This window comes from Tsukamurella pulmonis (assembly GCF_900103175.1).
Lineage (GTDB): Bacteria > Actinomycetota > Actinomycetes > Mycobacteriales > Mycobacteriaceae > Tsukamurella > Tsukamurella pulmonis.
In genome coordinates this window covers 4,449,547-4,474,034 of the sequence record NZ_FNLF01000002.1, presented here as the reverse complement: position 1 = coordinate 4,474,034, position 24,488 = coordinate 4,449,547, and the positions used below count along the sequence as shown (strand labels likewise).

Annotated in this window: 22 protein-coding genes; 10 read left to right on the top strand and 12 right to left on the bottom strand. The window is 70.5% G+C overall.

What is annotated here, in order from left to right; all coding sequences use genetic code 11:
• Window positions 1-15 precede the first annotated feature (15 nt).
• Both BLQ62_RS22000 and BLQ62_RS21995 read right to left on the bottom strand, forming a co-directional pair.
• Window positions 16-864 (bottom strand): endonuclease domain-containing protein, encoded by an 849-nt coding sequence (locus BLQ62_RS22000; protein ID WP_139184286.1) that lies wholly within the window; start codon window positions 862-864, stop codon window positions 16-18.
• Window positions 865-977: 113 nt separating this feature from the next.
• Window positions 978-2,156 (bottom strand): TetR/AcrR family transcriptional regulator, encoded by a 1,179-nt coding sequence (locus tag BLQ62_RS21995; RefSeq protein WP_068530829.1) that lies wholly within the window; start codon window positions 2,154-2,156, stop codon window positions 978-980.
• A 156-nt stretch (window positions 2,157-2,312) separates the two neighbouring features.
• Here BLQ62_RS21995 and BLQ62_RS21990 point away from each other — a divergent pair, with 156 nt between their 5' ends.
• Window positions 2,313-3,524, top strand: a complete 1,212-nt coding sequence (locus BLQ62_RS21990) for an acetyl-CoA C-acetyltransferase (protein WP_068563981.1) — start codon at window positions 2,313-2,315, stop codon at window positions 3,522-3,524.
• A gap of 33 nt (window positions 3,525-3,557) precedes the next feature.
• Entirely contained in the window at window positions 3,558-5,750 is a 2,193-nt protein-coding gene (locus BLQ62_RS21985) for a 3-hydroxyacyl-CoA dehydrogenase NAD-binding domain-containing protein (protein WP_068563983.1), read from the top strand.
• Window positions 5,751-5,835: 85 nt separating this feature from the next.
• Here the strand turns inward: BLQ62_RS21985 and BLQ62_RS21980 are convergent, their stop codons facing one another.
• The 3 genes from BLQ62_RS21980 to BLQ62_RS21970 form a co-directional block, all read right to left on the bottom strand.
• Window positions 5,836-6,465, bottom strand: a complete 630-nt coding sequence (locus BLQ62_RS21980; protein WP_068563984.1) for an HdeD family acid-resistance protein — start codon at window positions 6,463-6,465, stop codon at window positions 5,836-5,838.
• 272 nt (window positions 6,466-6,737) lie between these two features.
• A complete protein-coding gene (locus BLQ62_RS21975; protein ID WP_331711101.1) occupies window positions 6,738-7,496 on the bottom strand; it encodes a GAF and ANTAR domain-containing protein in 759 nt (252 codons plus the stop codon).
• Window positions 7,497-7,591: 95 nt separating this feature from the next.
• Window positions 7,592-9,616 (bottom strand): M13 family metallopeptidase, encoded by a 2,025-nt coding sequence (locus BLQ62_RS21970; protein WP_068563986.1) that lies wholly within the window; start codon window positions 9,614-9,616, stop codon window positions 7,592-7,594.
• 159 nt (window positions 9,617-9,775) lie between these two features.
• Here BLQ62_RS21970 and BLQ62_RS21965 point away from each other — a divergent pair, with 159 nt between their 5' ends.
• Window positions 9,776-11,848 carry a CocE/NonD family hydrolase gene (locus tag BLQ62_RS21965; RefSeq protein ID WP_068530845.1) on the top strand — a complete coding sequence of 691 codons (2,073 nt, stop codon included), beginning with the start codon at window positions 9,776-9,778 and terminating at the stop codon, window positions 11,846-11,848.
• A gap of 18 nt (window positions 11,849-11,866) precedes the next feature.
• Here BLQ62_RS21965 and BLQ62_RS21960 read toward each other — a convergent pair whose 3' ends face one another.
• On the bottom strand, window positions 11,867-12,601 hold the full coding sequence (locus BLQ62_RS21960) for a pirin family protein (protein ID WP_068563988.1): 735 nt from the start codon (window positions 12,599-12,601) through the stop codon (window positions 11,867-11,869).
• An 80-nt stretch (window positions 12,602-12,681) separates the two neighbouring features.
• On the opposite strand from BLQ62_RS21960, the gene BLQ62_RS21955 reads away from it, so the two are divergent.
• Window positions 12,682-14,313 carry an NTF2-like N-terminal transpeptidase domain-containing protein gene (locus BLQ62_RS21955; RefSeq protein WP_160126293.1) on the top strand — a complete coding sequence of 544 codons (1,632 nt, stop codon included), beginning with the start codon at window positions 12,682-12,684 and terminating at the stop codon, window positions 14,311-14,313.
• 1 nt (window position 14,314) lies between these two features.
• On the opposite strand, the gene BLQ62_RS21950 is transcribed toward BLQ62_RS21955, so the two are convergent.
• Window positions 14,315-14,731 carry a DUF3054 domain-containing protein gene (locus tag BLQ62_RS21950; RefSeq protein ID WP_068530853.1) on the bottom strand — a complete coding sequence of 139 codons (417 nt, stop codon included), beginning with the start codon at window positions 14,729-14,731 and terminating at the stop codon, window positions 14,315-14,317.
• A gap of 204 nt (window positions 14,732-14,935) precedes the next feature.
• On the bottom strand, window positions 14,936-16,180 hold the full coding sequence (locus BLQ62_RS21945; RefSeq protein WP_082756183.1) for a lysylphosphatidylglycerol synthase transmembrane domain-containing protein: 1,245 nt from the start codon (window positions 16,178-16,180) through the stop codon (window positions 14,936-14,938).
• Between the two features lie 34 nt (window positions 16,181-16,214).
• Between BLQ62_RS21945 and macS the strand changes: the two genes are divergently transcribed.
• Entirely contained in the window at window positions 16,215-17,417 is a 1,203-nt protein-coding gene (macS, locus tag BLQ62_RS21940) for a MacS family sensor histidine kinase (RefSeq protein WP_115391307.1), read from the top strand.
• Window positions 17,399-18,058, top strand: a complete 660-nt coding sequence (locus BLQ62_RS21935; protein WP_414929901.1) for a response regulator — start codon at window positions 17,399-17,401, stop codon at window positions 18,056-18,058. Before macS ends, BLQ62_RS21935 begins: the two co-directional genes overlap by 19 nt.
• 74 nt (window positions 18,059-18,132) lie before the next feature.
• Here the strand turns inward: BLQ62_RS21935 and BLQ62_RS21930 are convergent, their stop codons facing one another.
• The 4 genes from BLQ62_RS21930 to BLQ62_RS21915 all read right to left on the bottom strand — a co-directional run bounded on the left by BLQ62_RS21930 (window position 18,133) and on the right by BLQ62_RS21915 (window position 21,113).
• Window positions 18,133-19,569 carry an aspartate ammonia-lyase gene (locus BLQ62_RS21930; protein ID WP_068530858.1) on the bottom strand — a complete coding sequence of 479 codons (1,437 nt, stop codon included), beginning with the start codon at window positions 19,567-19,569 and terminating at the stop codon, window positions 18,133-18,135.
• Between the two features lie 81 nt (window positions 19,570-19,650).
• Complete coding sequence (locus BLQ62_RS21925; protein WP_068530861.1) at window positions 19,651-19,923, bottom strand: barstar family protein; 273 nt, start codon at window positions 19,921-19,923, stop codon at window positions 19,651-19,653.
• A 2-nt stretch (window positions 19,924-19,925) separates the two neighbouring features.
• The gene (locus BLQ62_RS21920) at window positions 19,926-20,306 is read right to left on the bottom strand and encodes a guanyl-specific ribonuclease (RefSeq protein WP_068530862.1); all 381 of its coding nucleotides are present in this window, start codon (window positions 20,304-20,306) and stop codon (window positions 19,926-19,928) included.
• A 147-nt stretch (window positions 20,307-20,453) separates the two neighbouring features.
• On the bottom strand, window positions 20,454-21,113 hold the full coding sequence (locus tag BLQ62_RS21915) for a TetR family transcriptional regulator (RefSeq protein ID WP_068563995.1): 660 nt from the start codon (window positions 21,111-21,113) through the stop codon (window positions 20,454-20,456).
• A 144-nt stretch (window positions 21,114-21,257) separates the two neighbouring features.
• Here BLQ62_RS21915 and BLQ62_RS21910 point away from each other — a divergent pair, with 144 nt between their 5' ends.
• From BLQ62_RS21910 to BLQ62_RS21895, 4 genes are all read left to right on the top strand, one after another.
• The gene (locus BLQ62_RS21910; RefSeq protein ID WP_068563997.1) at window positions 21,258-22,310 is read left to right on the top strand and encodes a flavin reductase family protein; all 1,053 of its coding nucleotides are present in this window, start codon (window positions 21,258-21,260) and stop codon (window positions 22,308-22,310) included.
• A gap of 26 nt (window positions 22,311-22,336) precedes the next feature.
• Window positions 22,337-23,509 carry a fatty acid desaturase family protein gene (locus BLQ62_RS21905; protein WP_068530871.1) on the top strand — a complete coding sequence of 391 codons (1,173 nt, stop codon included), beginning with the start codon at window positions 22,337-22,339 and terminating at the stop codon, window positions 23,507-23,509.
• A gap of 39 nt (window positions 23,510-23,548) precedes the next feature.
• Complete coding sequence (locus BLQ62_RS24270; protein WP_231857520.1) at window positions 23,549-23,950, top strand: hypothetical protein; 402 nt, start codon at window positions 23,549-23,551, stop codon at window positions 23,948-23,950.
• Between the two features lie 72 nt (window positions 23,951-24,022).
• Window positions 24,023-24,475: a hypothetical protein gene (locus BLQ62_RS21895; RefSeq protein ID WP_139184285.1), complete on the top strand. Its 453-nt coding sequence runs from the start codon at window positions 24,023-24,025 to the stop codon at window positions 24,473-24,475.
• The last annotated feature ends 13 nt before the right edge of the window (window positions 24,476-24,488 follow it).

Below are 24,488 nucleotides of genomic sequence, written 5' to 3'. Positions count from 1 at the left end.
GACACGCACCGAAGATCATCGGGGTGTCCAGCCGCGGTCGCGGAGAGCGGCGCGAGCCTGCCGCAGGAGCTCGTCGCGGCCGCCTGCCAGCGACCAGGCGTTCGCCAGAACGACGGTCCAGCCGTGGTCGTACTGGAGGCGGTTCCACCGCGCGATGTCCGCGCGGTGCTGATCGCGATTGCGGTGGTGGCCACCGTCGTACTCGACCGCGACCCGGAACTCCTCGGCGCCGAGGTCCACGCGGTAGCGACCGCGGGCGATCTTCACCTGGGGAACGAACACCGTCAGGCCCGCGCGATGGAGGAGCAGCCGGACGTGCGTCTCCTGGGGTGACTCCGCGCGACCGTCGACCTCGGCCAGGACCCTGCGCACCCGGCTGGAGCGGTGCAGTCGGGGGTGCGACGAGAGGTACCGCTCCATCTCGTCGACGGAGGTGACGTGCCGGCCGAAGCGGTCGGTCCGGACGCATTGATCGACGGCGGCGATCGCTTCGTCGCCCTCGACGAACCGGGCCAGATCGATCGCGGTGCGCACCTCGCTCGTCAGCGCGAACTCCCTGCGCCGCAAGATGTCCGACGGGGGCATCGCGCACCGTCGGATCACCAGGCCATCGCGCCGACGGTGCTCCGGCAACCACAGCTCGAGGGGGCGGTCCTCGTCGGCGTACGGCACCGCGTGCATCCGGGCGGCGGTCCATCCGCAGAACACGGCTGCCGGATACACCTGCATCACCGCCCGCCGCCGCTCGGCGAAGGTGACCTCGTCCTGGATCGGCAGGTGGATGCCGCGGAGGACCTGCTGGTACTCGGTGCGGATCCGATGCGCCGTCTCGGTGGCCGCCAACTCCGACGTTCTGCGTCCCATGTGGATTGGACGCACCGGCCACTCGGTCGGTTCCGGCCGGCGCGATCTTCGGTGCGTTCGTGCGGTGGTGCCGCGGCGTGTCGTCGACGACACGCACCGAAGATCGGTGGGGCTCAGAGTCCCAGGGCGGCGTCGACGAGGTGGACGAGCTCGTCGTGGAAGCGGGGGCGGCGGCGCAGGCGACGGGTGCGGGCGAAATCGTTGGCGATCGTCATGGCGGCGCCGACGGCGATGCGGGCGCCGGCGGGATCGATGTCGGAGCCGGCGGCGAGCAGCGCCACCCACCGCGCGACGTAGTCCCGCTGCGCGGCGAGCAGGGCCTCGCCGCCGGATTCGATGACCACCTCGCGCCCGACGGTGAACGCCACGGCCAGGTCGGTGGAGCTGACCAGGTTCGCGGCGTAGGACCGGACCAGCGACCGCAGCTCCGCGAGGGGGGCACCGTCGGACAGCCCGGACGCGCCGACGACGCCGATCTCCAGCGCGGCACGCGCCCGCGCGACGATGCCCACCAGGATCGACCCCTTCGACGGGAAGTGCCCGTACACGCTGGGGCCCGACATACCCACGGCCGCACCGATGTCGTCCATGCTCACGGTGCTGTAGCCGCGGGAGAAGAAGAGTTCCGAGGCGGCGTCGAGGATCTCGTCGCTGCGGACCACCGGCGCGCGACGGGCCGGGGGCGCCGGTAGTTCCGGCGCGGTCGACGGGGCCGCGCGCAGCACGCGGTGGGCGATCGTCTCCAGATCGGCGCGGTAGCGGCGGATCCCGATCCGGCCGCGGCTGGGCGGCACGGAGCCGCCGACCGCGAGCACGGCCCAGGTGAGCACGCGGGCGTCGTCGTCGGTGAGCTCGGGGTGATCGCGCCGCAGTACCTCGGTCCACGAGCCGAGCACCGACTCGCTGCCGGCGATCATCTCGCGCGCTTGCTCGGCGGTCAGGTGGCGGCGGTTCCAGCGCCACAGGGCGAGCGGGCCGGGCCGGGAGACCGCCATGGCGAAGACCGCCGAGGCGAGGTCGTCGAAGCTGGCGCCGGGGCGGGCGAGCACGCGGGCGGTGGTCTCGCCCATCTCGTCGACCGCGGAGCGCATGGCGGCCGCGAGGATGGCCTCCTTGTCCGGGAAGTGCCGATAGACGCTGGGGCCGCTGATCCCCGCGGCGCGCGCGATGTCGGAGACGGAGACCTTGCCGTAGCCCTGCTCGAGGAACAACGCGGTGGCGGCGTCGACGAGTTGTCGACGCCGCTCGGCGGGGCGCAGGCGGGTGCCCGAGGTGCGTGGTGCTGTTCCCATGATTAACGTCACAATAGCCCATCAGATGGCTTCCGTATGAAGTTCTACCAGGCGATCTAGCGATTTAAGCTACAGACGGTTAGCCTGTAGGAGTGACGGGCTTCGTGGCATCCGCGGAGGCTGGAAACACCTTCTTCGAAAGGACGGGAAGACCAAGTGTCTGACGCATTCATCTACGAGGCGATCCGTACGCCCCGTGGCAAGCTCAAGAACGGCTCGCTGACCGCGATCAAGCCCACCGACCTCGTGGTCGGCCTGATCGACGAGATCAAGGACCGCAACGAGAACCTCGATCCGGCGGCCATCGACGACATCGTGCTCGGCGTGGTCTCCCCCGTCGGTGAGCAGGGCGCCGACATCGCCCGCACCGCCTCCATCGTGGCCGGCCTGCCGGACACCGTCGCGGGTGTGCAGATCAACCGCTTCTGCGCCTCGGGCCTCGAGGCCGCCAACATGGCGGCGCAGAAGGTCGGCTCGGCCCTCGGTGACGACCTCGTCCTCGCCGGTGGCGTGGAGTCGATGTCCCGCGTGCCCATGGGCTCCGACTTCGGCGCGCTGTTCTACGACCCGCAGTACAGCTACGACAACTACATCGCGCCCCAGGGCATCGGTGCCGACCTGATCGCCACCATCGAGGGTTTCTCCCGCGAGGACGTCGACCAGTACTCCGCGCAGTCGCAGGACCTCGCTGCGAAGGCGTGGGACGAGGGTCGTTTCGCCAAGTCCGTCGTGCCGGTCAAGGACCAGAACGGCCTCGTCGTGCTCGACAACGACGAGCACCGTCGCCCCGGCACCACCGCCGCGGACCTCGGCAAGCTGCGCCCCGCATTCACCGTCGTCGGTGAGATGGGCGGCTTCGACGCCGTCGCGCTGCAGCGCTACAACACGGTCGAGAAGATCGACCACGTCCACACCGGTGGCAACAGCTCGGGCATCGTCGACGGTGCCGCGCTGGTCCTGGTGGGCAACGAGGCCGGCGGCAAGAAGGCCGGCCTGACCCCGCGCGGCCGCATCGTCGCCACCGCGTCGACGGGTGCCGACCCCACGATCATGCTGACCGGCCCCACGCCGGCCACCGAGAAGGTCCTCGCCAAGGCCGGCCTGACCAAGGACGACATCGACGTGTGGGAGCTGAACGAGGCCTTCGCCTCGGTCGTCCTCAAGTGGATGAAGGACTTCAAGCTCGACCGCGAGCAGGTCAACGTCAACGGCGGCGCCATCGCGCTGGGCCACCCCCTCGGCGCCACCGGCGCCATGCTGGTGGGCACCGTGCTCGACGAGCTGGAGCGCACGGGCGGCCGCTACGGCCTCATCACGCTGTGCATCGCCGGCGGCATGGGCTCGGCCACCATCATCGAGCGCGTCTGACGCCCACCGGAACAACAGGAGAGACAAGAACACATGTCTGACAACATGATCCGCTGGGAGCAGGACGCCGACGGCATCGTCGTACTGACGATGGACGATCCGACCAGCTCCGCGAACACCATGAACGAGCTGTACGGCACGTCGATGCGCGCCACCGTCGACCGCCTCGAGGCCGAGGCCGACTCGATCACCGGCGTCGTCATCACCTCCGCGAAGAAGACCTTCTTCGCCGGCGGCAACCTGACCGAGATCCGCAAGGCCACCAAGGCCGACGCGCAGCAGGTCTTCGACAACGTCCAGGAGATCAAGAAGGATCTCCGGCGCCTGGAGAAGCTGCCCAAGCCCGTCGTGGCCGCCATCAACGGCGCCGCGCTCGGCGGCGGCCTCGAGATCGCCCTCGCCGCCAACCACCGCATCGCGGCGGACGTCAAGGGCAGCAAGATCGGCCTCCCCGAGGTCAGCCTCGGCCTGCTCCCCGGCGGCGGCGGCGTGACCCGCACCGTCCGGATGCTCGGCCTGCAGGGCGCGCTCATGGGCGTGCTGCTCCAGGGCACCCAGATGAACCCGACCAAGGCGCAGAAGACGGGCCTCGTGAACGAGGTCGTCGGCACCGTCGACGAGCTGCTCCCCGCCGCCAAGGCGTGGATCAAGGCCAACCCCGAGGGCGGCGTGCAGCCCTGGGACGTCAAGGGCCACCGCATCCCCGGCGGTTCCCCGATCGACAAGACGCTGGCCCCCAACGCCCCGGCCTTCCCGGCCAACCTGCGCAAGCAGCTCAAGGGTGCGCCGATGCCGGCGCCGGAGGCCATCATGGCCGCCGCGTTCGAGGGCACCTACGTCGACTTCGACACCGCGCTCGAGATCGAGTCGCGCTACTTCACCAAGCTGGCCACCGGCCAGGTGTCGAAGAACATGATCAAGGCGTTCTTCTTCGACCTGCAGCACATCAACGGCGGCGGCTCGCGCCCCGAGGGCTACGACAAGTACACCGCCAAGAAGGTCGGCGTCATCGGCGCCGGCATGATGGGCGCGGCCATCGCGTACGTCTCCGCCAAGGCCGGCATCGAGGTCGTCCTCAAGGACATCGATCTCGACGCCGCCAAGCGCGGCAAGGCCTACTCGGAGCAGCTCGAGGCGAAGGCTCTGGCCAAGGGCCGCACCACGCAGGAGAAGTCCGACGAGCTGCTCGCGCGGATCACGCCGACCGTCGACCCGCAGGACTTCGCGGGCGTCGATCTCGTGATCGAGGCGGCGTTCGAGTCGGTCGAGGTGAAGAACAAGGTCTTCCAGGAGATCGAGGACATCGTCGAGCCCGACGCCATCCTCGGCTCCAACACCTCCACCCTGCCGATCACCATCCTCGCGGAGGGTGTGAAGCGCCAGGAGGACTTCATCGGCATCCACTTCTTCTCGCCGGTCGACAAGATGCCGCTGGTGGAGATCATCCGCGGCGCCAAGACCTCGGATGCGGTGCTGGCCAAGGTCATCGACTACACGCTGCAGATCAAGAAGACCCCGATCGTTGTGCACGACAGCCGCGGCTTCTTCACCTCCCGCGTGATCGGCACGTTCATCAACGAGGCCCTCGCGGCCATCGCCGAGGGCGTCGACCCGGTGTACCTGGAGCAGGCGGGCCAGCAGGCCGGCTACCCGGCCGCGCCGCTGCAGCTGGCGGATGAGCTCACGCTCACCCTCATGCAGAAGATCCGCCTGGCCACGGCCACCGCGCTCGAGGCCGAGGGCAAGCCGGTCCCCGAGCACGGCGCCTTCGCCGTGGTCGACTGGATGGTCGAGAACGGCCGCCCGTCCAAGAAGGACGGCGCGGGCTTCTACGACTACGCCGACGGCAAGCGCACCGGCCTGTCGAAGGGCTTCCAGGAGCAGTTCAAGTCGGGCTCGAGCAAGCCGGACTTCGCCGAGCTGCAGGAGCGCATGCTCTTCATCGAGTCGATCGAGACCGTGCGCTGCTTCGACGAGGGCGTCATGGACTCCGTCGCCGACGCCAACATCGGCTCGATCTTCGGCATCGGCTTCCCCGCGTGGACCGGTGGTGTGCTGCAGTACATCAACGGCTACGAGGGCCGCCCGGGCACGCCCGCCGAGGGCCTCACCGGCCCGAAGGCCTTCGTCGAGCAGGCGAAGTTCCTGGCCGGCAAGTACGGCGAGCAGTTCACTCCGCCCGCCTCGCTGGTCGCCAAGGCCGAGGCCGGCGAGACCTACGAGTAGGACTCGCCGCAGGCCGTAGGCCACCGGACAGACGAAAGGGCCGGCACCGTCGCGAAGACGGTGCCGGCCCTTTCGTCGTGCGGGATCAGACCTGCGGGTGCAGGCGGTTGATCGTGGAGCGGATCTGGATGCCGTGGAAGATCTCCACCAGGCCGAGCGCGATCAGCACGATGCCGGTGGCCAGCACCAGCGACGGGATCGAGTCGTACGGGTAGATGACGACGAAGGCGCCGGCGACCACGGACAGGATCGCGAGGATGATGCCCCAGACCTTGCCGGGCGTGCCCTTCGGGAAGCTGGTGTACACCGACAGGCCGGCGACGCCGCGGAAGACCCAGCCCACACCGATCCAGATCGCCAGCAGCACCAGCGACTCGACGACGTCGCGGAAGGCGACGACGGCCAGCACGATGGAGACGGCACCGGAGACGAAGGTGAGCAGGCGCCACCAGAAGCTCTGCGAGGAGAGCACGCCGAACGTGGCGACGACCTGCAGGACGCCGGTGATGAGCAGGTAGAGCGCGAACAGGATCGCGACGACGTGCAGGGTCGGCTGCGGCCAGGCCAGCAGCACGATGCCGAGGATCGCGGCGACGGCGCCGATGGCGATGGCGGCCTGCCAGGAACGCTTGCCGACCTCGGCGGCGAAGCCCCGGATGTCGCCGGCGAGCGACCGGCCCGCTTCCAGCGGATCGTTCGTGGGGTTGGTGGTCATGATCTTCCTCTTCTCGTAAGACGTCTGCCGACGCCGAGGTCCAGTCTGTTCCGCGCCTCGCCGGCAAAACATAGACAACCATAGATGCCGCTGTATTGCGCTCCGAGAGTCGGATCCGGTCACGAAGATTCCGAGATCGCGTCGGCGAGCGGGATCCGCTGGGGTCGAGCGGAGGCGGTACGCACACGAACGCACGCGCGGCGTGGTCTCCGGGACCACGCCGCGCGTGCGGTGGAAAGGGGACGACGGTCCGCGACGGCGGACCGTCGGGCTCACTCCGGGCCGGCCTCGATGACCTGCTCGGCGACCTCGGCCAGACGGACGTTGCTGTCCTGGGACAGGCGGGCGAGGAGGCGGAAGGCGGCGTCGGAATCGAGCTTGTAGCGCTCCATGATCATGCCCTTGGCCTGGCCGATCACGTCGCGCGTGGTGAGCGCCGCCCGGATCTGTTCCTTCTCGCGCACCGCGGAGAAGGCGACGGCCGCGTGCACGGCGTAGAGCGAGCCGATGGAGATGGACTCGGCGTCGAAGGCGTTCGGCTCGCGGGCCATCAGGTCGAGGGTGCCGTAGGCGTCGTTCTGCACGTAGAGGCAGAACGAGAGGATCGAGCCCACGCCGGCGGCGTGCGCGGCGGCGGCGAAGCGGGGCCAGCGATCGTCGGTGGTCGTGTCCTCCAGCAGGAGGATGGTGGTCGACTCGAAGGTCGCGCCCACGCTGGGGCCCTCCTCGAGGTCGCGCTGCACGTCGGCGACGCGCTGCGCCTCCTCGCCGATCACGACGGGGTGCGAGATGCCGCCCTTGGGGTCGACGAGGGTGACGGACGCGAAGTCGGCGCCGGGCACCTGGTCGACCGCGAACTGGGTTGCGGCGGTCAGCAGCGATTCGGAGTCCGCGGACTGTTCCCGCAGAATCCGCGCGATCTCACCCATCCTCTCCCCGAGGGTCAATTCCTCGAGTGGGACCTCGGGCGCCTCGTGGACGACGCCGAGGACCGAGGGGAGTTGTTCACTGGACTGTTTGCGTGAATGCACGGCCACCCGTTCTCCGTGCCGAATCGACACGGGATCCCAACATGGGTATCCGCCGGTTACTGGACGGGACGTTCCTCGTTGTTACTGATCGGTGATCACCATATCGAGACACGGCGGTCGGGGTCCAAAAACAGGCGATCCCCGGCACCGACCTCGAAGGCCGTGTAGAACTCGTCGAGATTCGAGACGATGGCGTTGCAACGGAATTCGGCGGGCGAGTGCGGGTCGATCGCGAGCCGCCGGATCGCCTCCTCGGGACGCGACTTGCCGCGCCAGACGACGCCCCAGCTGAAGAACAGCCGCTGCAGGCCGGTGAGGCCGTCGATGCGGGTCGACTCGTCGTCGACGGTGCCGCCGTCCCGCTCCCGCGCGATCGCGTAGGCCACCAGGGCGATGCCGAGGCCGCCCAGGTCGCCGATGTTCTCGCCGACGGTGAAGCCGCCGTTGACGTGGTGCTCGGAGCCGCCGGGCTCGCCGGCCAGCTCCCGCGGCACGAGCGCGTCGTACTGCTCGATGAGCGCCGTGGTGCGCTTGCCGAACTCCGCGCGGTCGGCGTCGGTCCACCAGTCCTCGAGGTTGCCGTCACCGTCGTACTTGGCGCCCTGATCGTCGAAGCCGTGGCCGATCTCGTGCCCGATCACGGCGCCGATGCCGCCGTAGTTCACCGCGTCGTCGGCCGTGGGGGAGAAGAACGGCGGCTGCAGGATCGCGGCGGGGAAGACGATCTCGTTCATGCCCGGGTTGTAGTAGGCGTTCACCGTCTGCGGCGTCATGAACCACTCGTCGCGGTCGACGGGGGCGCCGATCTTCGCGAACTCGCGGTCGTGCTCGAAGGCCTCGCCGCGGCGCAGGTTGCCGACGAGGTCGTCGCGGCGGATCTCCAGTGCCGAGTAGTCGCGGGAGACGTCCGGGTAGCCGATCTTCGGGGTGAACTTGCCCAGCTTCTCCAGCGCGCGCTCGCGGGTGGCCGGCGTCATCCAGGGCAGGTCGGTGATCCGGCGGCGGTAGGCCTCGACAAGGTCGGCGACCAGGGCCTGCATCCGCTCCTTGGACTCGGCGGGGAAGTGCTGCGCGGTGTAGAGCTCACCCACGGCGAAGCCCAGGTACTGCTCGACGAGCGTGACGCCGCGCTTCCACCGGTCGCGGATCTCGGGCGTCCCGGTGAGGGTCGTGCCGTAGAAGGCGAAGTGCTCGTCGACCAGCGCGTCGGTCAGGAAGGGGCTGCGCGCGTGCAGGACCCGCCAGGCGAGCCAGATGCGCCACTGCGCGAGCGGGCGGTCGGCCAGCAGGTTCGCCGCGTGCGCGACGAACGAGGGCTGGCGGACGTTGACCTCGGCGAACGCGGCGCTGTCCGGCGCGCCGGTGACGGCGGCGACCCAGGCGGCCGGTGCGAGGCCCGGCGCCTCGTCGGAGAGTTGCGCGAAGGTGCGCAGGTTGTAGCCCTTGTCCGCGTCGCGGCGCGCCACGACGTCCCAGTGGCCGGCGGCGATCGCCGTCTCCAGCTCGAGGACCTGCGCGGCCGCGGCCTCCTCCTCGCCGGGGGCGACGATGCCCTCGAGCACCTCCGCGGCGAGGCGGAAGGTGGCGGCGACGTGGGCCGTGAACTTCTCCCGGATCGGCGCGTACTGCTCCTCGCGGTAGTAGGCCTCGTCGGGCAGGGAGATGCCGCTCTGCACCAGGTTGACCAGGTACCGGTCGGAGCGCTTGGCGTCGGTGTCGACGTAGTAGCCGACGAGGCCGCTCACACCCGTGCGCTGCAGGCGGCCGAGGACGGTGGTCAGCTCCTCCTGCGTGCCCGCCCAGCGGACCTCGGTGAGCTCGTCGGCCAGCGGGGTGAGCCCGGCCGCGGCGATGGCCGCGGTGTCCATGAAGCCCGCGTAGAGATCGCCGATCCGCGCGGCGTCCCCCGTCGCATCGGTGCGCGCGGCGCAGTCCTCGATGATCGTGCGCACCGTCGCCTCCGCGGCGTCGCGGAGGGCGTAGAAGGCGCCGTCGGTGGAACGGTCGGCGGGGATCTCGTGCGAGTCCAGCCAGGTGCCGTTGACGTGCCCGAACAGATCGTCCTGCACACGGATGCCGGTGTCGACGTGGCTGAGGTCCAGAGCGGGGGAGGTGGTCACCGTTCCATCCTGCCAGTCCGCACTTCGCGTCCCACAGTGTGAGAGGACTTACTCGTCAGTATTCCCTATGAGCTCGCACATCGTTAGCGTTCCGTGTGACGTAAACCGCAATCGCGGTTACCCTGATGCGACGCTGAGAAGTAAGAGGGGATTCTTTCCATGAGGTTGACCCGTCCGCACCTGCGGCTGACGCTGGCCGCCCTGCTCACGGCTCTCGTGCTGATCGGATCCCTGATCGCCGTACCCGGACTCGCGCCGCGTGCGAGCGCCGATCCCTGGAAGCCCGGCTCCGGTGTTGCGGGCATGATCAATCCTGAATGGATCGCCTCGCACGACGCTCCCACCCAGTACCCGAACATGACCGTGGACTGGGATGTTCCGATCCGCATGTCGGACGGCACCGTCCTCAAGGCGAACGTGTTCCGGCCCGCCGATGCCGCGGGACGCGCGATCACCACCAAGACCCCGACGGTCGTCAACATGACGCCGTACACGAAGTTCGTGAGCGCGCTCGCGCAGGTCGCCGTGAACACGCCCGTGCTCTCCGACGCGCTGGTCGGCGTGCTCAACCTGTTCAACTTCGCCGGCACTCCCATCGCGGGCGTCAACGACCTGCGCGACGTCCTCAACGGCGGCATGGCGAACTCCTTCACCGGCGTCGACCGCAAGCTCGTGCAGAACGGCTACACGCAGGTTGTCGTCGACGTGCGCGGCACCGGCAACTCGCAGGGCGTGTGGCAGGTCTTCGCCGAGCGCGAGCAGCTCGACACCGTCGAGGTGCTCGACTGGGTGCGGAACCAGCCGTGGACCAACGGCCGCATGGGCATGACGGGCGTCTCGTACTCCGGCATCAACCAGCTGCAGGTGGCCGCACGCAACCCGAAGGGCCTGCAGGCGCTGTTCCCGGTCGTGCCGGGCGCCGACCTCGCGACCGACATCATCGCTCCCGGCGGCGGCCTCGGCCTGGGCTTCCTCGGCCCGTGGCTGGCCCTGGTGAACATCCTCAAGTTCGTGCCCGACGTGCGCTCGATGCTCAACGGGACCTTCGACTGGACGTGGCTGCGCGACCGCCTCCAGAACCCCGCCGTCTTCGTGCCGCAGCTGCTCTCGGGCATCTTCGCGCCCACCGTCGAGCAGCTGGACCCGAAGACCAAGGAACTGATCGACAAGAACTCGCCGCTGCGGCAGGCCTACCGCACGCCGCTCGACAAGGTCACCACGCCCACCTTCGCGCTCGGCGGCTGGCACGACCTGTTCACCAACACCGAGTGGCGCCTGCCCACCGAGCTGAGCAGCCTCCCGCCGAGCAAGAAGAAGCTCATCATGGGCGACTCCTACCACGTGACGGTCACCCACGACATGGGCGGCGTGAACCAGCCGCCCCGCGCCGACGTGCTGCAGAAGGCGTGGTTCGACAAGTGGCTCAAGGACGTCGACAACGGCATCGACAACTACGCGCCGGTCACCGTGCACCGCAAGGGCGGCGGCTGGTGGCAGGGCGAGACCTTCCCGGAACCCGGCCAGAAGTACCAGCGGATGTACCTCTCGAGCCTGTCCTCGGGGTCGGCGCCGGGCTCGCTGAGCGATAACAGCCTGCAGACGGCGCCCCCGAAGATCGCGGCGCGGCGCACCGTCGGGCCCGGCCTGTCGACCCTGTGCTCCAACGACACCGGCCAGGCCATGTTCGGCCTGCTCGTCTTCCAGGGCTGCACCGCCGACAACCGCGTCGCGGAGATGAACGGCCTCACGTTCAGCTCCAAGCCGGTCTCCAAGCCGACCGTCGTGTCCGGGCCGATCAACCTGCACCTGACCACCACCCAGGACGCCAAGGACGCGTACTGGAACGTCATGGTCACCGACGTCTCGCCGGACGGCCGCTCCGAGGTCATCAGCTCCGGGCAGCTGACCACCTCGCTGCGCCAGATCGACGAGGAGCGGAGCATGCGCACCGCCGCCGGCGACTACTCCTCGCCCTACTACGAGCTCGACATCGCGGAGCGCGAGTTGGTCAAGCCGGGGCAGGTGGTCGAACTCGACATCGCGACGCATGCGACGAGCGCGATCCTCAAGCCGGGGCATCGCCTGCGGGTGGACGTCTTCGCGCTCAACATGATCAAGGCGATCACCGTCGGCCCCGTGACCTCGGAGACGCAGTTCCGCCCGCAGCACGTGCTCCTCGATCCGAAGCGCCCCAGCTATCTGGTGGTGCCCTCGGACCGGCCGCTGCCCTGACGGGAGCGCCTCGGCGGGTCAGCCGCCGAGGCGGGTGCGCATGCGCCAGAACAGGAGCTCGGCACCGTCGGGCCCCGCGGTCACGCGCCGCGCGTCCCCGGCGGTGCGCAGCGAGTCACCGTCGGACAAGGCGAGCGAGCCCGCGTCCGACTCGCCGGTGAGCGCGCCCTGCGCGAGGTAGAGGTGCCCGAAGGGCGCCTCGGGCAGCACGGCGGTGCCGCCCGGCGCGAGCCGCGCTGCGAACAGGGTGGCGCCGCGGTTGCCGATGCGGACCGCCGCGTCCTGCTCCGGCTCGCCCGAGGCGACCGGCACCAGCGCGCCGGTGGCGAGGTCCGCGTCCACCTCCCGCTGCTCGTACGACGGTGCGCCGCCCGGCTCGTCCGGAAGGACCCACATCTGGACGAACCGGACGTCGGCGCCGGCGGGATCGGGGCGGTCGTTGCGCTCGGAGTGCAGCACACCGGTGCCGGCGCTCATCCGCTGCGCGAGCCCCGGATGCACCAGCCCGGCGTGTCCCTCGCTGTCCTGATGCACCAGGGCACCGGACAGCACCCAGGTGACGATCTCGACGGCGCGGTGCGGGTGCGTGTCGAAGCCCGTCCCCGCCGCGACCTGCTCGGCATTGCAGGCCAGCAGCACGCCGTGGTGCGTGTTGTCCGGATCGTAGTGATCGCCGAAGGAGAAGCAGTGCCGCGACTGCACGCCGGGCATCGACGATGCGGCGCGGTCCCGGGAGCGAACCAACCGATCCATATCCCAAGGATGCCATGTGCGGAAAGGTAAACTCCGCGACCAGGGATGCCGAACGACCTGTGAGCAGCGAGGAGACCGGAGTGAGACGAAGCGGCCGAGCACGGTACGCCTCCGCCGCAGTGGTCTCCGTCGTCCTGCTCGGACTCGGCGGCGGGCTGGCCGCGTGCGGCGACAGCGCCTCCTCGGACGTGCAGAAGATGCTCGACGGGTACGCCACGGCACTGGGCGAGGGCAAGGCGGTCGCCGCCGCCGCGTTCACCTCCTCTCCGGACGTCGCGGGCGGCGTCATCGGTCGCACGCTGCGCGACATGAACGCCAAGACCGTGGAGGTCAAGGCCTCCAACGTGCAGCGCTACTCCGGCGGCAACGCCACCTTCGACGTCAAGACGCACTGGAACTTCGGCGACGGGCGCGACTGGGACTACACCACCAAGGGCTCCGCGTCGGAGCTCTCCATCGGCTGGCGCATCTCGTGGGACCCCGCGGTGCTGGCGCCCGGACTCACGCCCCAGACGGCGATCCGGCAGATCCGCACGGACGCCAAGGCTCCCAAGGTCTTCGGCGCGGACAAGTCGGAGCTGATGTTCGCCGGCACCGTGCACCGGCTGACCGTCGACCCGAACAAGACCAAGAACCTCAGCGACAGCCTGAGCCGGGTGGCGAAGATCGTCTCCCCCGTCGCGCCGCTCGTCACGCCGGAGTCGCTGGCCGCCAAGGCGAAGGCGGACCCCGGCAAGCCCGTGCCCGTCGTGGATCTGCGCGACGACGACTACGGCGTGCTCGGCGACGACCTGAAAGCCGTTCCCGGACTGCAGGACACCACCGCCGACGACCTGCTCATCGCCAACCGCCAGCTGTTCTCGCCCCTGTTCGACGGGATCAAGGGCGCCTGGCAGGCCAACCGCGACGCGACCGCCGGCTGGGAGGTGCAGCTGCTCACGAACGGCAAGCCGCCCACGAAGATCGTCGGCTTCCAGGGGCCGCCCGGACCGGACCTGCGGGCCGCGATGGACCCGAAGGTGCAGCTCGACGTCGAGAACGCCGTCGTGCAGCTGGGGCAGCCCGCCGCGATGGTCGTGCTCTCCGTCTCCACCGGCGCGGTGCTCGCCGCCGCGCAGAACACCCAGGCCAGCGGCATCGCGACCGACTGGGCGCTGAACGGCCTCTCCACCACCGGCCCGGTGCTCGAGCCGCTGTACCAGGAGGTCAACGCGGCGGCGGGGAACGACGCCGGGAAGCAGGGCGCGCTGCTCGCGCCGCTGGGCATGGGCACCGAGTTCGCCATGACCGGGGTGAAGACGACGACCGCGCAGCTCCCCGGCACGGGCGGCCGCGGCGCCGCCGAGCTCGGCGCCGACACCGTCAAGGCCAGCCCGTTCGGCATGGCCGTCCTCGCCTCCGCGATCGCCAAGGGCAGGACGACGGCGCCGTACGTGGTGCAGGGCCAGACCGCGAAGCCCAGCGCGCCGCTCGGTGAGGTCGACGAGAAGATCCTCAAGGCGGTACGCGCGAAGATGGACGCCACCGTCTCCCCGTCGGGCGACGGCAGCGACCTGGTCTCGACGAAGGCCAAGGGCCTCGTGGGCACCAACGGCCCCGAGGGGCCGGGCTGGTTCATCGGCTACCGCGGCGATCAGGCCTTCGCGATCATGGTGACCGGCGAGCGCTCGGGCGCCGGGTCGCTCCAGGTCGCGGGCGCGTACCTGAAGTAGCTCAGGCCTTCACCGGCGTCTTCGCGCGCCGGGCGAGGACCGCCTGCGCCACGGCGCGCCAGCCCAGCAGGAACACGCCCAGGGTGATGGTGGCGACGATGACGAAGCTGACCTCGACGCCCTTCGAGCTGAGCAGGCCGCGGGCCGTCATGCCGAAGGCCACCGTCGAGATCCAGATGATGACGCCGGCGGGGAAGACGCGCCCCGGGGCGAAGGTGGCGGCGCGGCCGGGCTCGTGACCGCGCAGGGCGGCGAGGACGTAGGTGAACGCCCAGCCCACGGCCAGCGCGAGCAGGAACGGCCACGCGGTCTCGGCGAAGCCGGCGGGCGAGAAGGCCTCGTTGTGGTTGAACCGGCCGATCGTCACGAACAGCAGGACGAAGAGCACGTCGATGACGGCGATGACCGGGATGCGCATACGGCAACGGTAGTAGATCTCTCGCTCCTGCCAGGAATCGGTCCGCGGCCGGCACGCGGTCGGGGCGCGGTCCTCCCGGCCGCGACCCGACCGGGCCTTGACCCCCCGTGCGCCCCCCTCCACTCCGGGGCGCAGTGAGCGCTGCGGGTCCTCGCTCACAGGGACGACGATGCCGCGGGGCGCTTGAGCGTCGGTTGTCGCGCGCTAAAGGTGCTTGTCAGGGGTGGTGTCGGTCGACGGTGTGCCCGCGTCCGGCGGACCGTCGGGCCGGGGCTCCCGCCCCGTGGCGGCGTCGGAGGGCTCGTCGTTCTCCTCGTCGGCCTGGTCGGCCGTGTCGTCGGCGTTCTTGTCGGCCGCGTCGGGGTCGACGTCCAGCGTCGCGCGGTAGCTGCGGTAGCTCGCGAAGATCACGATCCAGCCGACCACGACGACCAGGACGTAGCTGACCAGGCGGTAGAGCAGCGTCGCGGTCAGGGCCTGGCTCAGCGGCATCCCGGAGAGGGCGAGGGCGGGGACCAGCGCGCCCTCCACGAGCCCGAGGCCGCCGGGGATCGGGCTGATGGTGTTGACCACCTTGGAGGCCGCGTACGCGCCGGCCAGGGCGGCGAGCCCGGGGGCCTCGCCGACGGCGTAGCAGGCGAAGGCGAGGCAGGCCACGTCGGCGACCCAGTTGAACAGGGACCAGCCGAACGCCTCCCCGCCGTACCGGCGGCTCATCTTCACGGACTGGAGCTGCTCGATCACCTCGCGCAGCCGGTCGAGCCCGGCGTCCTCCGGCTTGTTGCGCAGATCGTTGGTCCATCGGATCAGGCGCGCGCCGACGACGTACAGGCCGTCGGGGTGCGAGGCCACGTACTGCACGAGCACGATGAAGACCACGAGCATACCGACCGAGAAGATGACCGAGTACGGGCTCGTCTTCGCTCCGGCCAGCAGCGCGCCCGCGAGGCCGAGCACCGCCAGGCCGGCCGACATGAGCAGGCCGCTCATCACGATCTGCCACGCGGCGACCACCTGCGACGCGCCCCACAGGCGGGTCCGGCGGTAGACCAGCGTCGGCGCGAGGACCTGGCCGCCGGGCAGGGTCTGGGAGACCGAGTTCGAGGCCAGCTGCAGGCTCAGCGCCTGCCGCTGCGTGACCTTCACGCCCGCCGAGCGGAGCAGGACGCGGGTCACCTGGGCGAACGAGTCCATCGAGAAGAAGACCGCGATCACGCAGGCCACGACCCATTCCCAGCGGATGTGCTCGAACTCGCGGACCGCCTTCGAGACCGTCGGGCCGAAGAGGTACGCCTCGACGCCGAGGATGATCGCGATGACGAGCAGGAGCACCCGGCGCACCCAGCGCAGCCGCCGCCGGGTCTTGTCGACGTCCTTCGAGGGAGCGCTCGTCGAGGGCGCGTCCCCGGAGGGCTCCGCGCCGGAGGGCGCGTCGTCGTCTGCCTGCATCGGCGCCAGCCTACCCAGCGGTTAACGTGGGCACATGCAAGGCCTCGCATCCCGGGTGCGGCGCGTCGCCCGTTCCGGCGGTGTCGCCGACGCCGCCGCGACCGACGGCGACCCCCGCGCGCCGCTGTGGCGCGGCGCGCAGTGGTTCCGCGCGCTGTCCGTGGTGTACGCCGTGGGGCGGCAGATCGACGAGGCCGACCGGTACGAGCGGATCGGCTGGAGCTGGGTGATGATCGGCGCCGTCGTGGTGGTCAGCGCGATCGCGGGCCTCGGCTACGTGCGCGGCTTCGGCCGCAACCGCTGGTTCGTGATCGGGGAGTTCGCGGCCGCCGCGGTGCTCGCGCTGGGCACCGTCTGGGTGGCCTCGCCCGAGTTCACCGCGCACAACCAGGCGCTGCCCACCACGTTGTGGTTGACCAACCCGGTGGTCTCGGCCGCGATCCTCGGCGGCCCCGTCGCGGGCGTGATCGGCGGCATCGCCATCGCCGTCATCAACGCGATCTACCGCGGCACCTTCCCCGAGACGGTGCTCCGCGACGCCAACTACCCCGTGTTCATGGCCGTCGGGCTCGGGCTGGGCGTGGCCGCGCGCGTCGCGATCCGCTCGCAGGAACAGCTCCGCGAGGCCGAGCGCGTGGCCGCCGAGGCCCGCGCCCGCGAGCGCCTCGCCCGCGAGGTGCACGACGGGGTGCTGCAGGCGCTGGCCTTCCTCGCCCGACGGTGCGCCGCCCTCGGCGGCCCCGGCACGGAGCTGGGCGCACTCGGTGAGCTGGCGGCGCAGCAGGAGCGGGCGCTGCGGCACCTGATCGCGGAGACCCCCGATGCCGCTCCCGGGCGCGAGGACGGCGGCACCGTCGACCTGCGGGATCTGCTGCGCCCCTTCGCGAGCGCGACCGTGACCCTTGCGGAACCCGGCGGCCCCGTCGTGCTGCCGGCCGCTGCGGCGGCGGAACTCGCGGCCGCGGTGCGCAACGCCGTGGAGAACACGGAGCGGCACGCGGGGCCGGGGGCCCGTTCGTATCTACTGCTCGAGGACGTCGGGGACGCCGTGCTGGTCACGGTGCGCGACGACGGTGCCGGGATCGCGCCGGGACGCCTCGACGCCGCCCGGGCGGAGGGCAGACTGGGGGTGTCCGAGTCCATCGTCGGGCGGATGCGGGCGCTCGGCGGCCGCGCCGAGCTGACCACGGACGTGGGAGAAGGGGTGGAATGGGAGCTATGGATACCGCGAACGTAGACCCGGCGGGCATCTCCGTGCTGGTGGTCGACGATCACCCGATGTGGCGCGAGGCCGTGGCCCGCGACCTGGAGGCGCGCGGCTTCGCCGTCGCCGGGACCGCCGATTCGGTGGCCGCGGCGGGGCGGATCGCGAAGGCCGTGCAGCCCGGGGTGGTCCTGATGGACATGTCGCTGCCCGACGGGAACGGCGCCGCCGGCACCGCGCTGGTGCTCGAGGCCGCGCCGCAGGCGCAGGTGCTGATCCTCTCCGCCTCCGACGAGCGCGACGACGTGGTGGAGGCGGTGAAGGCCGGCGCCTGCGGCTACCTGGTCAAGAGCGCCTCCGCGGAGGAACTGGTCGCGGCGGTGCACGCCACCGCCGCCGGGCAGCCGGTGTTCACCCCCGGCCTCGCCGGGCTGGTGCTGGGCGAGTTCCGCCGCATGGCGTCGGCGCCCGAGCCCGCCGGTCCCGGGCTCACCGCCCGGGAGACCGAGGTGCTGCGGCTGGTGGCGAAGGGGCTGTCCGCCAAGCAGATCGCCACCCGCCTGCACCTGAGTCACCGCACCGTCGAGAACCACGTGCAGGCCACGTTGCGCAAACTCCAACTCGGCAACCGGGTGGAGCTGGCGCGCTACGCCTTGGAGAACGGTCTGGACTAGGTGCTTCGGGGAATCCGCGGATTTCTCGCTGGGAACGCTCATATCCGTTCCCGCGCCGATTTCCGCGCAATCGCCTACTCCTCGTCGGGCCGGGGCGCCAGCGCGTGCGGCGGGTGGCCGGTGAGGTACTCGGGGCTGAGCAGGGAGGCGAGTGTCTGCTCGTCGAGCAGTTCGCGCTCGCGGACGATCTCGACGACGCCGCGCCCGGAATCGAGCGCCTCCGCGGCGACGGAGGTGGCGGCGGCGTAGCCGATGGTGGGGCTCAGCGCCGTGACGACGCCGATGGACTCGCTCACCATCTGCTCCAGCCGATCCCGGTTCGCGGTGATCCCGGAGACGCAGCGCTCGCCGAGCACCCGGGCGCCGCGGGTCAGGTGCGCGATGGATTCGACCAGCGAGCGCGCGATGATCGGCTCGAACGCGTTGAGCTGCAGCTGCCCGCCCTCGGCGGCCATGGTGACGGTGACGTCGTGGCCGATCACCTCGTAGGCGATCTGGTTGACCACCTCGGGGATCACGGGGTTGACCTTGCCCGGCATGATCGACGAACCGGCCTGCACGGCGGGCAGATTGATCTCCGCGAGGCCGGCGCGCGGCCCCGAGGACAGCAGCCGCAGATCGTTGCACGTCTTCGAGAGCTTGACCGCGATCCGCTTGAGCACGCCGGAGAGCTGGACGAAGACGCCGACGTCGGCCGTGGCCTCGATCAGGTCGGTGGCGCCGACCAGCTCGTGGATGCCCGTGACCTCGCGCAGCTGCTCGATGACCTTGTGCCGGTAGCCGGGGTGGGCGTTGAGGGCCGTGCCGATCGCCGTGCCGCCGATGTTGAGCTCGTGCAGCAGCCGCGTGGCCTCCTGCAGCCGCACGATGTCCTCGCCGAGCGTGGTGGCGAAGGCGCCGAACTCCTGCCCGAGCGTCATCGGCACCGCGTCCTGCAGCTGGGTGCGGCCCATCTTGAGAATGCCCGCGAACTCCTCGGACTTGGCGGCGAAGGTGCCGCGCAGCCCGGTGAGCGCCTCGACCAGCTCGGCGAGCTGCGTGATGAGCGCGATCTTGATCGCGGTCGGGTACACGTCGTTGGTGCTCTGGCCCAGGTTCACGTGGTCGAGCGGATGCAGCGCCGCGTAGTCGCCCTTGGGGCGGCCCAGGTGTTCGAGGGCGGCGTTGGCGACCACCTCGTTGGCGTTCATGTTGGTGGAGGTGCCCGCGCCGCCGGCGATGGTGTCGACGACGAACCACTCGTGCAGCCCGCCGCCGCGGATCCGCTCGCAGGCCGCGACGATCGCGGCGGACCGCTCCTCATCGAGGAGGCCCAGCTGTCGGTTCGCCGACGCCGCAGCCTGTTTCACGGCCGCCAGGGCGTGCACCAGGTGCGTGTGGATCGCGATGGGGACGCCGGTGATCGGGAAGTTGAGCAGGGCGCGCGCGGTGTGCGCGCCGTAGTAGGCCTCGGCGGGGACGTCGATGTCGCCGAGCAGGTCGTGCTCGCTGCGGGTGTGCGGGGTGGTCATCCGTCGATCGTCGCGCACCCGCGGCCGGGCCGGGTGCGGTTCGCGGGATCGCCCGGCGCCCCGGTCGATCCGGCGCGGGACCTAGGTGGTGACCGGAACCCCGGAGGTGGAGAAGACGTCGAGCACCTCGGCGTAGAGCTTCGCTCCGAGTGCGCTGCGCACCTCCTCGGGGTGCGTGATCCGGAACGCGAAGGGTTCGTCCTCCGGCGTGCCGAATCCGCCGCGCAGGCAGTCGACGAGGGCGTCGAGGTTGCTGCCGAAGTAGCCGTCGGTGCCGTTCACGGCCCGGCCGAGCTCGGTGTAGAAGTCCTCCACGTCGTTCACGCGGCTGCCGTCCACGGTGTAGGTCCTCATCCTCAGACTCCCGTCACGATGCAGAAGGAGGCGTAGTGATCGCCGGTGTAGTACCAGTCGGGCGGGGAGGTCAACGGCGTTCCGCCGGTGACGATCCGGCGCGCGCCACGGGTCGACGAGCCGGGCGTGGGCACCGTGTACTCGTGGTAGTAGCCCGAGGCCTTCGCGGGCAGGATGCCCTCGCGGTTCTGGAAGACGACCCCGTCGTTGCGCGGGTACGGGAAGGGCCCGCCCTGGTGGATGAGGTCGGCGGTGTCGGTGGCCTCCGCGGGGAGCGAGGAGAGCGCGCAGGTGGGCAGGGCGGCGGTGGCGGGGGAGACGGTCGCGGCGGTGACCCCGAGGGCCACGACGACCGATCCCGCGAGACGGGCTGCGGTACGCATGGCTGCAAAGTTAGCCGAAGTAGGTAATCGTCGGATGGCGACGCGGTGAACCTCCGGGTCCGGCTCCGGACACGGCGGGGCGCGGCGGCGGGCGCCTGATGGGGATTCGGCGCGGCGCGGGGTTGAGTCTGCGCTCGGTGGGCGGCGCTACCGCTTGCGGGGCTGGTACGAGGCGAGGCCCAGCGCGACGACGGTCAGCTGCCGCGTGGTGCGGTCGATCAGCTCGGCCTCGTCGCGGGTGTTGCGGGCGTCGATGCGCACCAGCTCGGCCACGAAGCCCAGCATGATCGTGACGTAGAGGTCGGCGGTCATGTCGAGGTCCTCGACGCTCCACTCGCTCAGTGCGGGGATGCGCGAGAGGTCGTGGGTGAGCTCCTTGGCGAACAGGCGCAGCTCCACGTCGATCGCGCGCTGCAACTCCGGCGAGCCCCCGTAGCGCTCGCGCACCAGGAACTGGAACTCGGCGTCGTTCGCGCGGGCCTGCTTGGCCACGACGCGGATGGCCTCGGCGCCACTGGGCGCCACGCCGTCGCGGCGGCCCTCGCGGAGCATGCGGCGCAGCACGCGCATCGCGTCCTCCACGAGCGTGACGCCGAGATCGTCCATCGAGGCGAAGTGGCGGTAGAAGGCGGTGGGCACCACGCCGGCCGCCTTGGCGACCTCGCGCAGGGACAGGCTCGCGAACGAGCGTTCACCGGCCAGGGCCAGGGCCTCGTCGAGCAGGGTCTGCCGCGTGCGCTCCTTGGCCTCCGCCCGCGACGGACCCGGTGTGTGCCGTTCGACGGCGCGCGGGGTCGGTCTGGGCATGGGTTCGAGTCTATCGCCCCTGCGCCGCCGGGCGGGCCGCGCCGAGGTTGTGTCCGAGGTCACGGAACACGTCCTTGACGCCGTGCTGCTGATTGCGTGCATACTGTGAGTGTACAAGCGTGCACTGAACGGAGATACACAGCCATGAGCCGCTTCACCCGATTCGCCGGATCCGTCATCGAGGCCGTCCTGACCCCGCATGCCGTCGACCGCTACCTCGAGCTGGTCGATCCGATGGTCACGTGGACCGATATCCGTGGCCGGGTCACCGCCGTCAGTCGTCGGACGGACCGCACCGTCACCTTCACGGTGACTCCGACCCGCCAGTTCGAGGGTTTCCAGGCGGGCCAGTTTATCCAGGTCAGCGTGGTGATCGACGGAGTCCGTCAGACCCGTTGCTTCTCGCCCGCGGGTTCGCAGCACGCCGGCGGCGAGCTCGAGTTCACCGTGACCGCGGACGCCGACGGCCACGTCAGCAAGCACCTCCGCGAGAACCTCGCGGTGGGCGACGTGCTCGGCCTGACCCCCGCCGCCGGCACCTTCACGCTGCCCGGCACGCCGGGGAACCGCCCCGCGCGGATCCGTCTGATCAGTGGCGGCAGCGGCGTCACACCCGTTCTCTCGATCGTGCGCACGCTCGTGGACGAGCAGTACGACGGTGCGATCGACCTGCTGCACTTCTGCCGCGACGCCGCCGACAACCCGTACCGGGAGGAGCTGGAGCGGCTGGCCCGCTTCCGGAACATCTCGGTCACCTACGTCTACACCCGCGCCGGCGGCCGCCACCTCGGTCCCGAGCACCTCGAGGACCTCGGCGACATCGGCTTCGCGTGCGGCCCCGCCCCGTTGCTCGAGACCGCGAAACAGCTGTACTCCGACGCCGGCGTCGAGCTCCGCGTCGAGGAGTTCACCCCGCCGGTGGCGGCGGCGCCGTCGGGTGAGGCGACCGGCACCCTGCGCTTCACCGAGGCCGGCACCGAGGTCGACAACGACGGCCGCAGCATCCTCGATCAGGCCGAGTCCTCGGGCCTGTTCCCCGAGAGCGGCTGCCGCATGGGCATCTGCTTCTCCTGCACCGCGGTCCGCAAGTCCGGCTGCACCACCAACATCCTCACGGGCGAGACCGACGACGAGCCCGACCAGCACATCCAGCTCTGCATCAGCGCGCCCGCCGGCGACGTCGAGATCGCGCTCTAGCCATCACTTTCGAAGGGAGTTCCACCATGACCGAACAGATCACCCTCACCGCCGAGCAAGTCGAGATCATCGGCGAGCGCTTCGACGCCATCCGCACCCGGATCATCAACGATCTGGGCGCCAAGGACCGCGAGTACATCTACAAGATCGTGCGTGCGCAGCGCGGGTTCGAGATCGCCGGCCGGGCCATGATGTACCTGCCGCCGCTGTGGCCCGTGGCCGTCGGCTCGCTCGGCCTGTCGAAGATCCTCGACAACATGGAGATCGGCCACAACGTGATGCACGGCCAGTACGACTGGATGCGTGAGCCGGGCCTGAACTCCCGCGAGTTCGAGTGGGACACCGTGTGCCCCGCCGACCAGTGGAAGCACAGCCACAACTACCTGCACCACACGTTCACCAACGTCCTCGACATGGACCGCGACATCGGCTACGGCATCCTGCGCATGGCTCCGGAGCAGAAGTGGCACCCGTACTACCTGGGCAACCTCGCCTACGCCGGCGCGCTCATGGTGCTGTTCCAGTGGGGCGTCATGCTGCACGACCTCGAGGCCGAGCGGATCGTCAAGGGCGAGCGCAAGTGGGGCGACATCAAGGAGCTCGTCGCCGGCATGCGGCGCAAGGCCGGCAAGCAGGTCCTCAAGGACTACGTCATCTTCCCCGCGCTCACCGGCCCGCTGTTCCCGCTGACCTTCCTGGGCAACATGTCCGCGAACCTGATCCGCAACCTGTGGACCTTCTCCATCATCTTCTGCGGCCACTTCCCGTCGGGCGTGCAGACCTTCACCAAGGAGGAGACGGCCGACGAGACGCGCGGCGAGTGGTACGTCCGGCAGATGCTGGGCTCGGCCAACATCGACGGTGGCCGCCTGTTCCACATCCTCAGCGGCAACCTGAGCTTCCAGATCGAGCACCACCTGTTCCCCGACATCCCCGCCAACCGCTACCCGGAGATCGCCGCCGAGGTCCGCGCCACGTGCGAGGAGTTCGGCCTGCCCTACAACACGGGTTCGCTGCGCGGCCAGCTCGGCTCGACGTGGAAGAAGATCGCCAAGCTCTCGCTGCCGAACCGCTGGACCAAGCAGGAGCCCGAGCTCGCGGTCACCATCGAGCGCGCCCGGCACGAGGAGGCCGCTCGCGGCGCCCTCGCCAAGGCGGGCTGGCAGCGCGCCGCCGAGCGTGAGATGGTGTCGGTCTAGGACCTCACGGTCTTTCGACCAGCATCAGGAGGGCGGGACGTGGGCAAACTGGAGCGGCGCAAGGATGTGGCGCAGGAGGCGATCGAGTCGACCTCCATCCGCGTCGGCCGGATCGCGACCATCATCACCACCGCCGTCGCCGATGTCGCGCGCGAGATCGGCGACGCGGTGAGTGATGCGCTGGAGATGCGCCAGGCCGCCCGCGCGGCCGCCGCGGACGAGGCGCGCACCGAGTCGCGGGCGCCGCGCCCCGTCGACGAGGTCGAGCCCTCCGACGTGGCCGCTCCCACGGGCGATGCGGGGACCGCCGACGGGCCGCAGCGCGCCGTCGACCCCGAGCCCGTCGACCCCGAGCCCGTCGGTGAGCCCCGTTCCGCCGGTGAGTCCGGCAGCGCTGAGCCCGAGCCCGGTGAGGAGCCCGGCCCGCTGACCTCACCGTGACCACAACGGTGGCAGCGCCCGCCGCCCCGTGAGAAGGTTGCGATCCAACAATCTTCCTGGAGAGGTGTGGTCGTGAGCGCAGTGGAGCAGGGTAAGGCCGTGGTGAAGACGATCCGCCAGCTGATCGGCGGATTCACGCAGGCGCGAGGTGCGGCGGGCCGCGCCGCCGGCGAGAAGTCCGCGATCACCTCCGATGTCGATGCCGTCAAGGCGGCGGGCAAAGAGGTCACCGAGGGCTTGGCCGAGTTCACATCCGCGGAGTCGAAGCTCGACGCCGACGTCAAGGACACGGCCGCGAACGTCTCCGCCGACATCGCCGCCGTCAAGGGCGCCGGGAAGCCCGCGCCCGCCGCGAAGGCCGACACCGCGAAGGCGGACGTAGCGAAGGCCACCGCCGCGCCCGCGGCGAAGAAGGCCGAGAAGACCACCGAGCCCGCCGCGGCGGCGAAGACCGCGCCGAAGGCGGCGCCCACGCCGACGACGGCACCGTCGGCCCCGAAGACGGATCCCACCCACCCGGCCTGACCCGGGCGGTGCC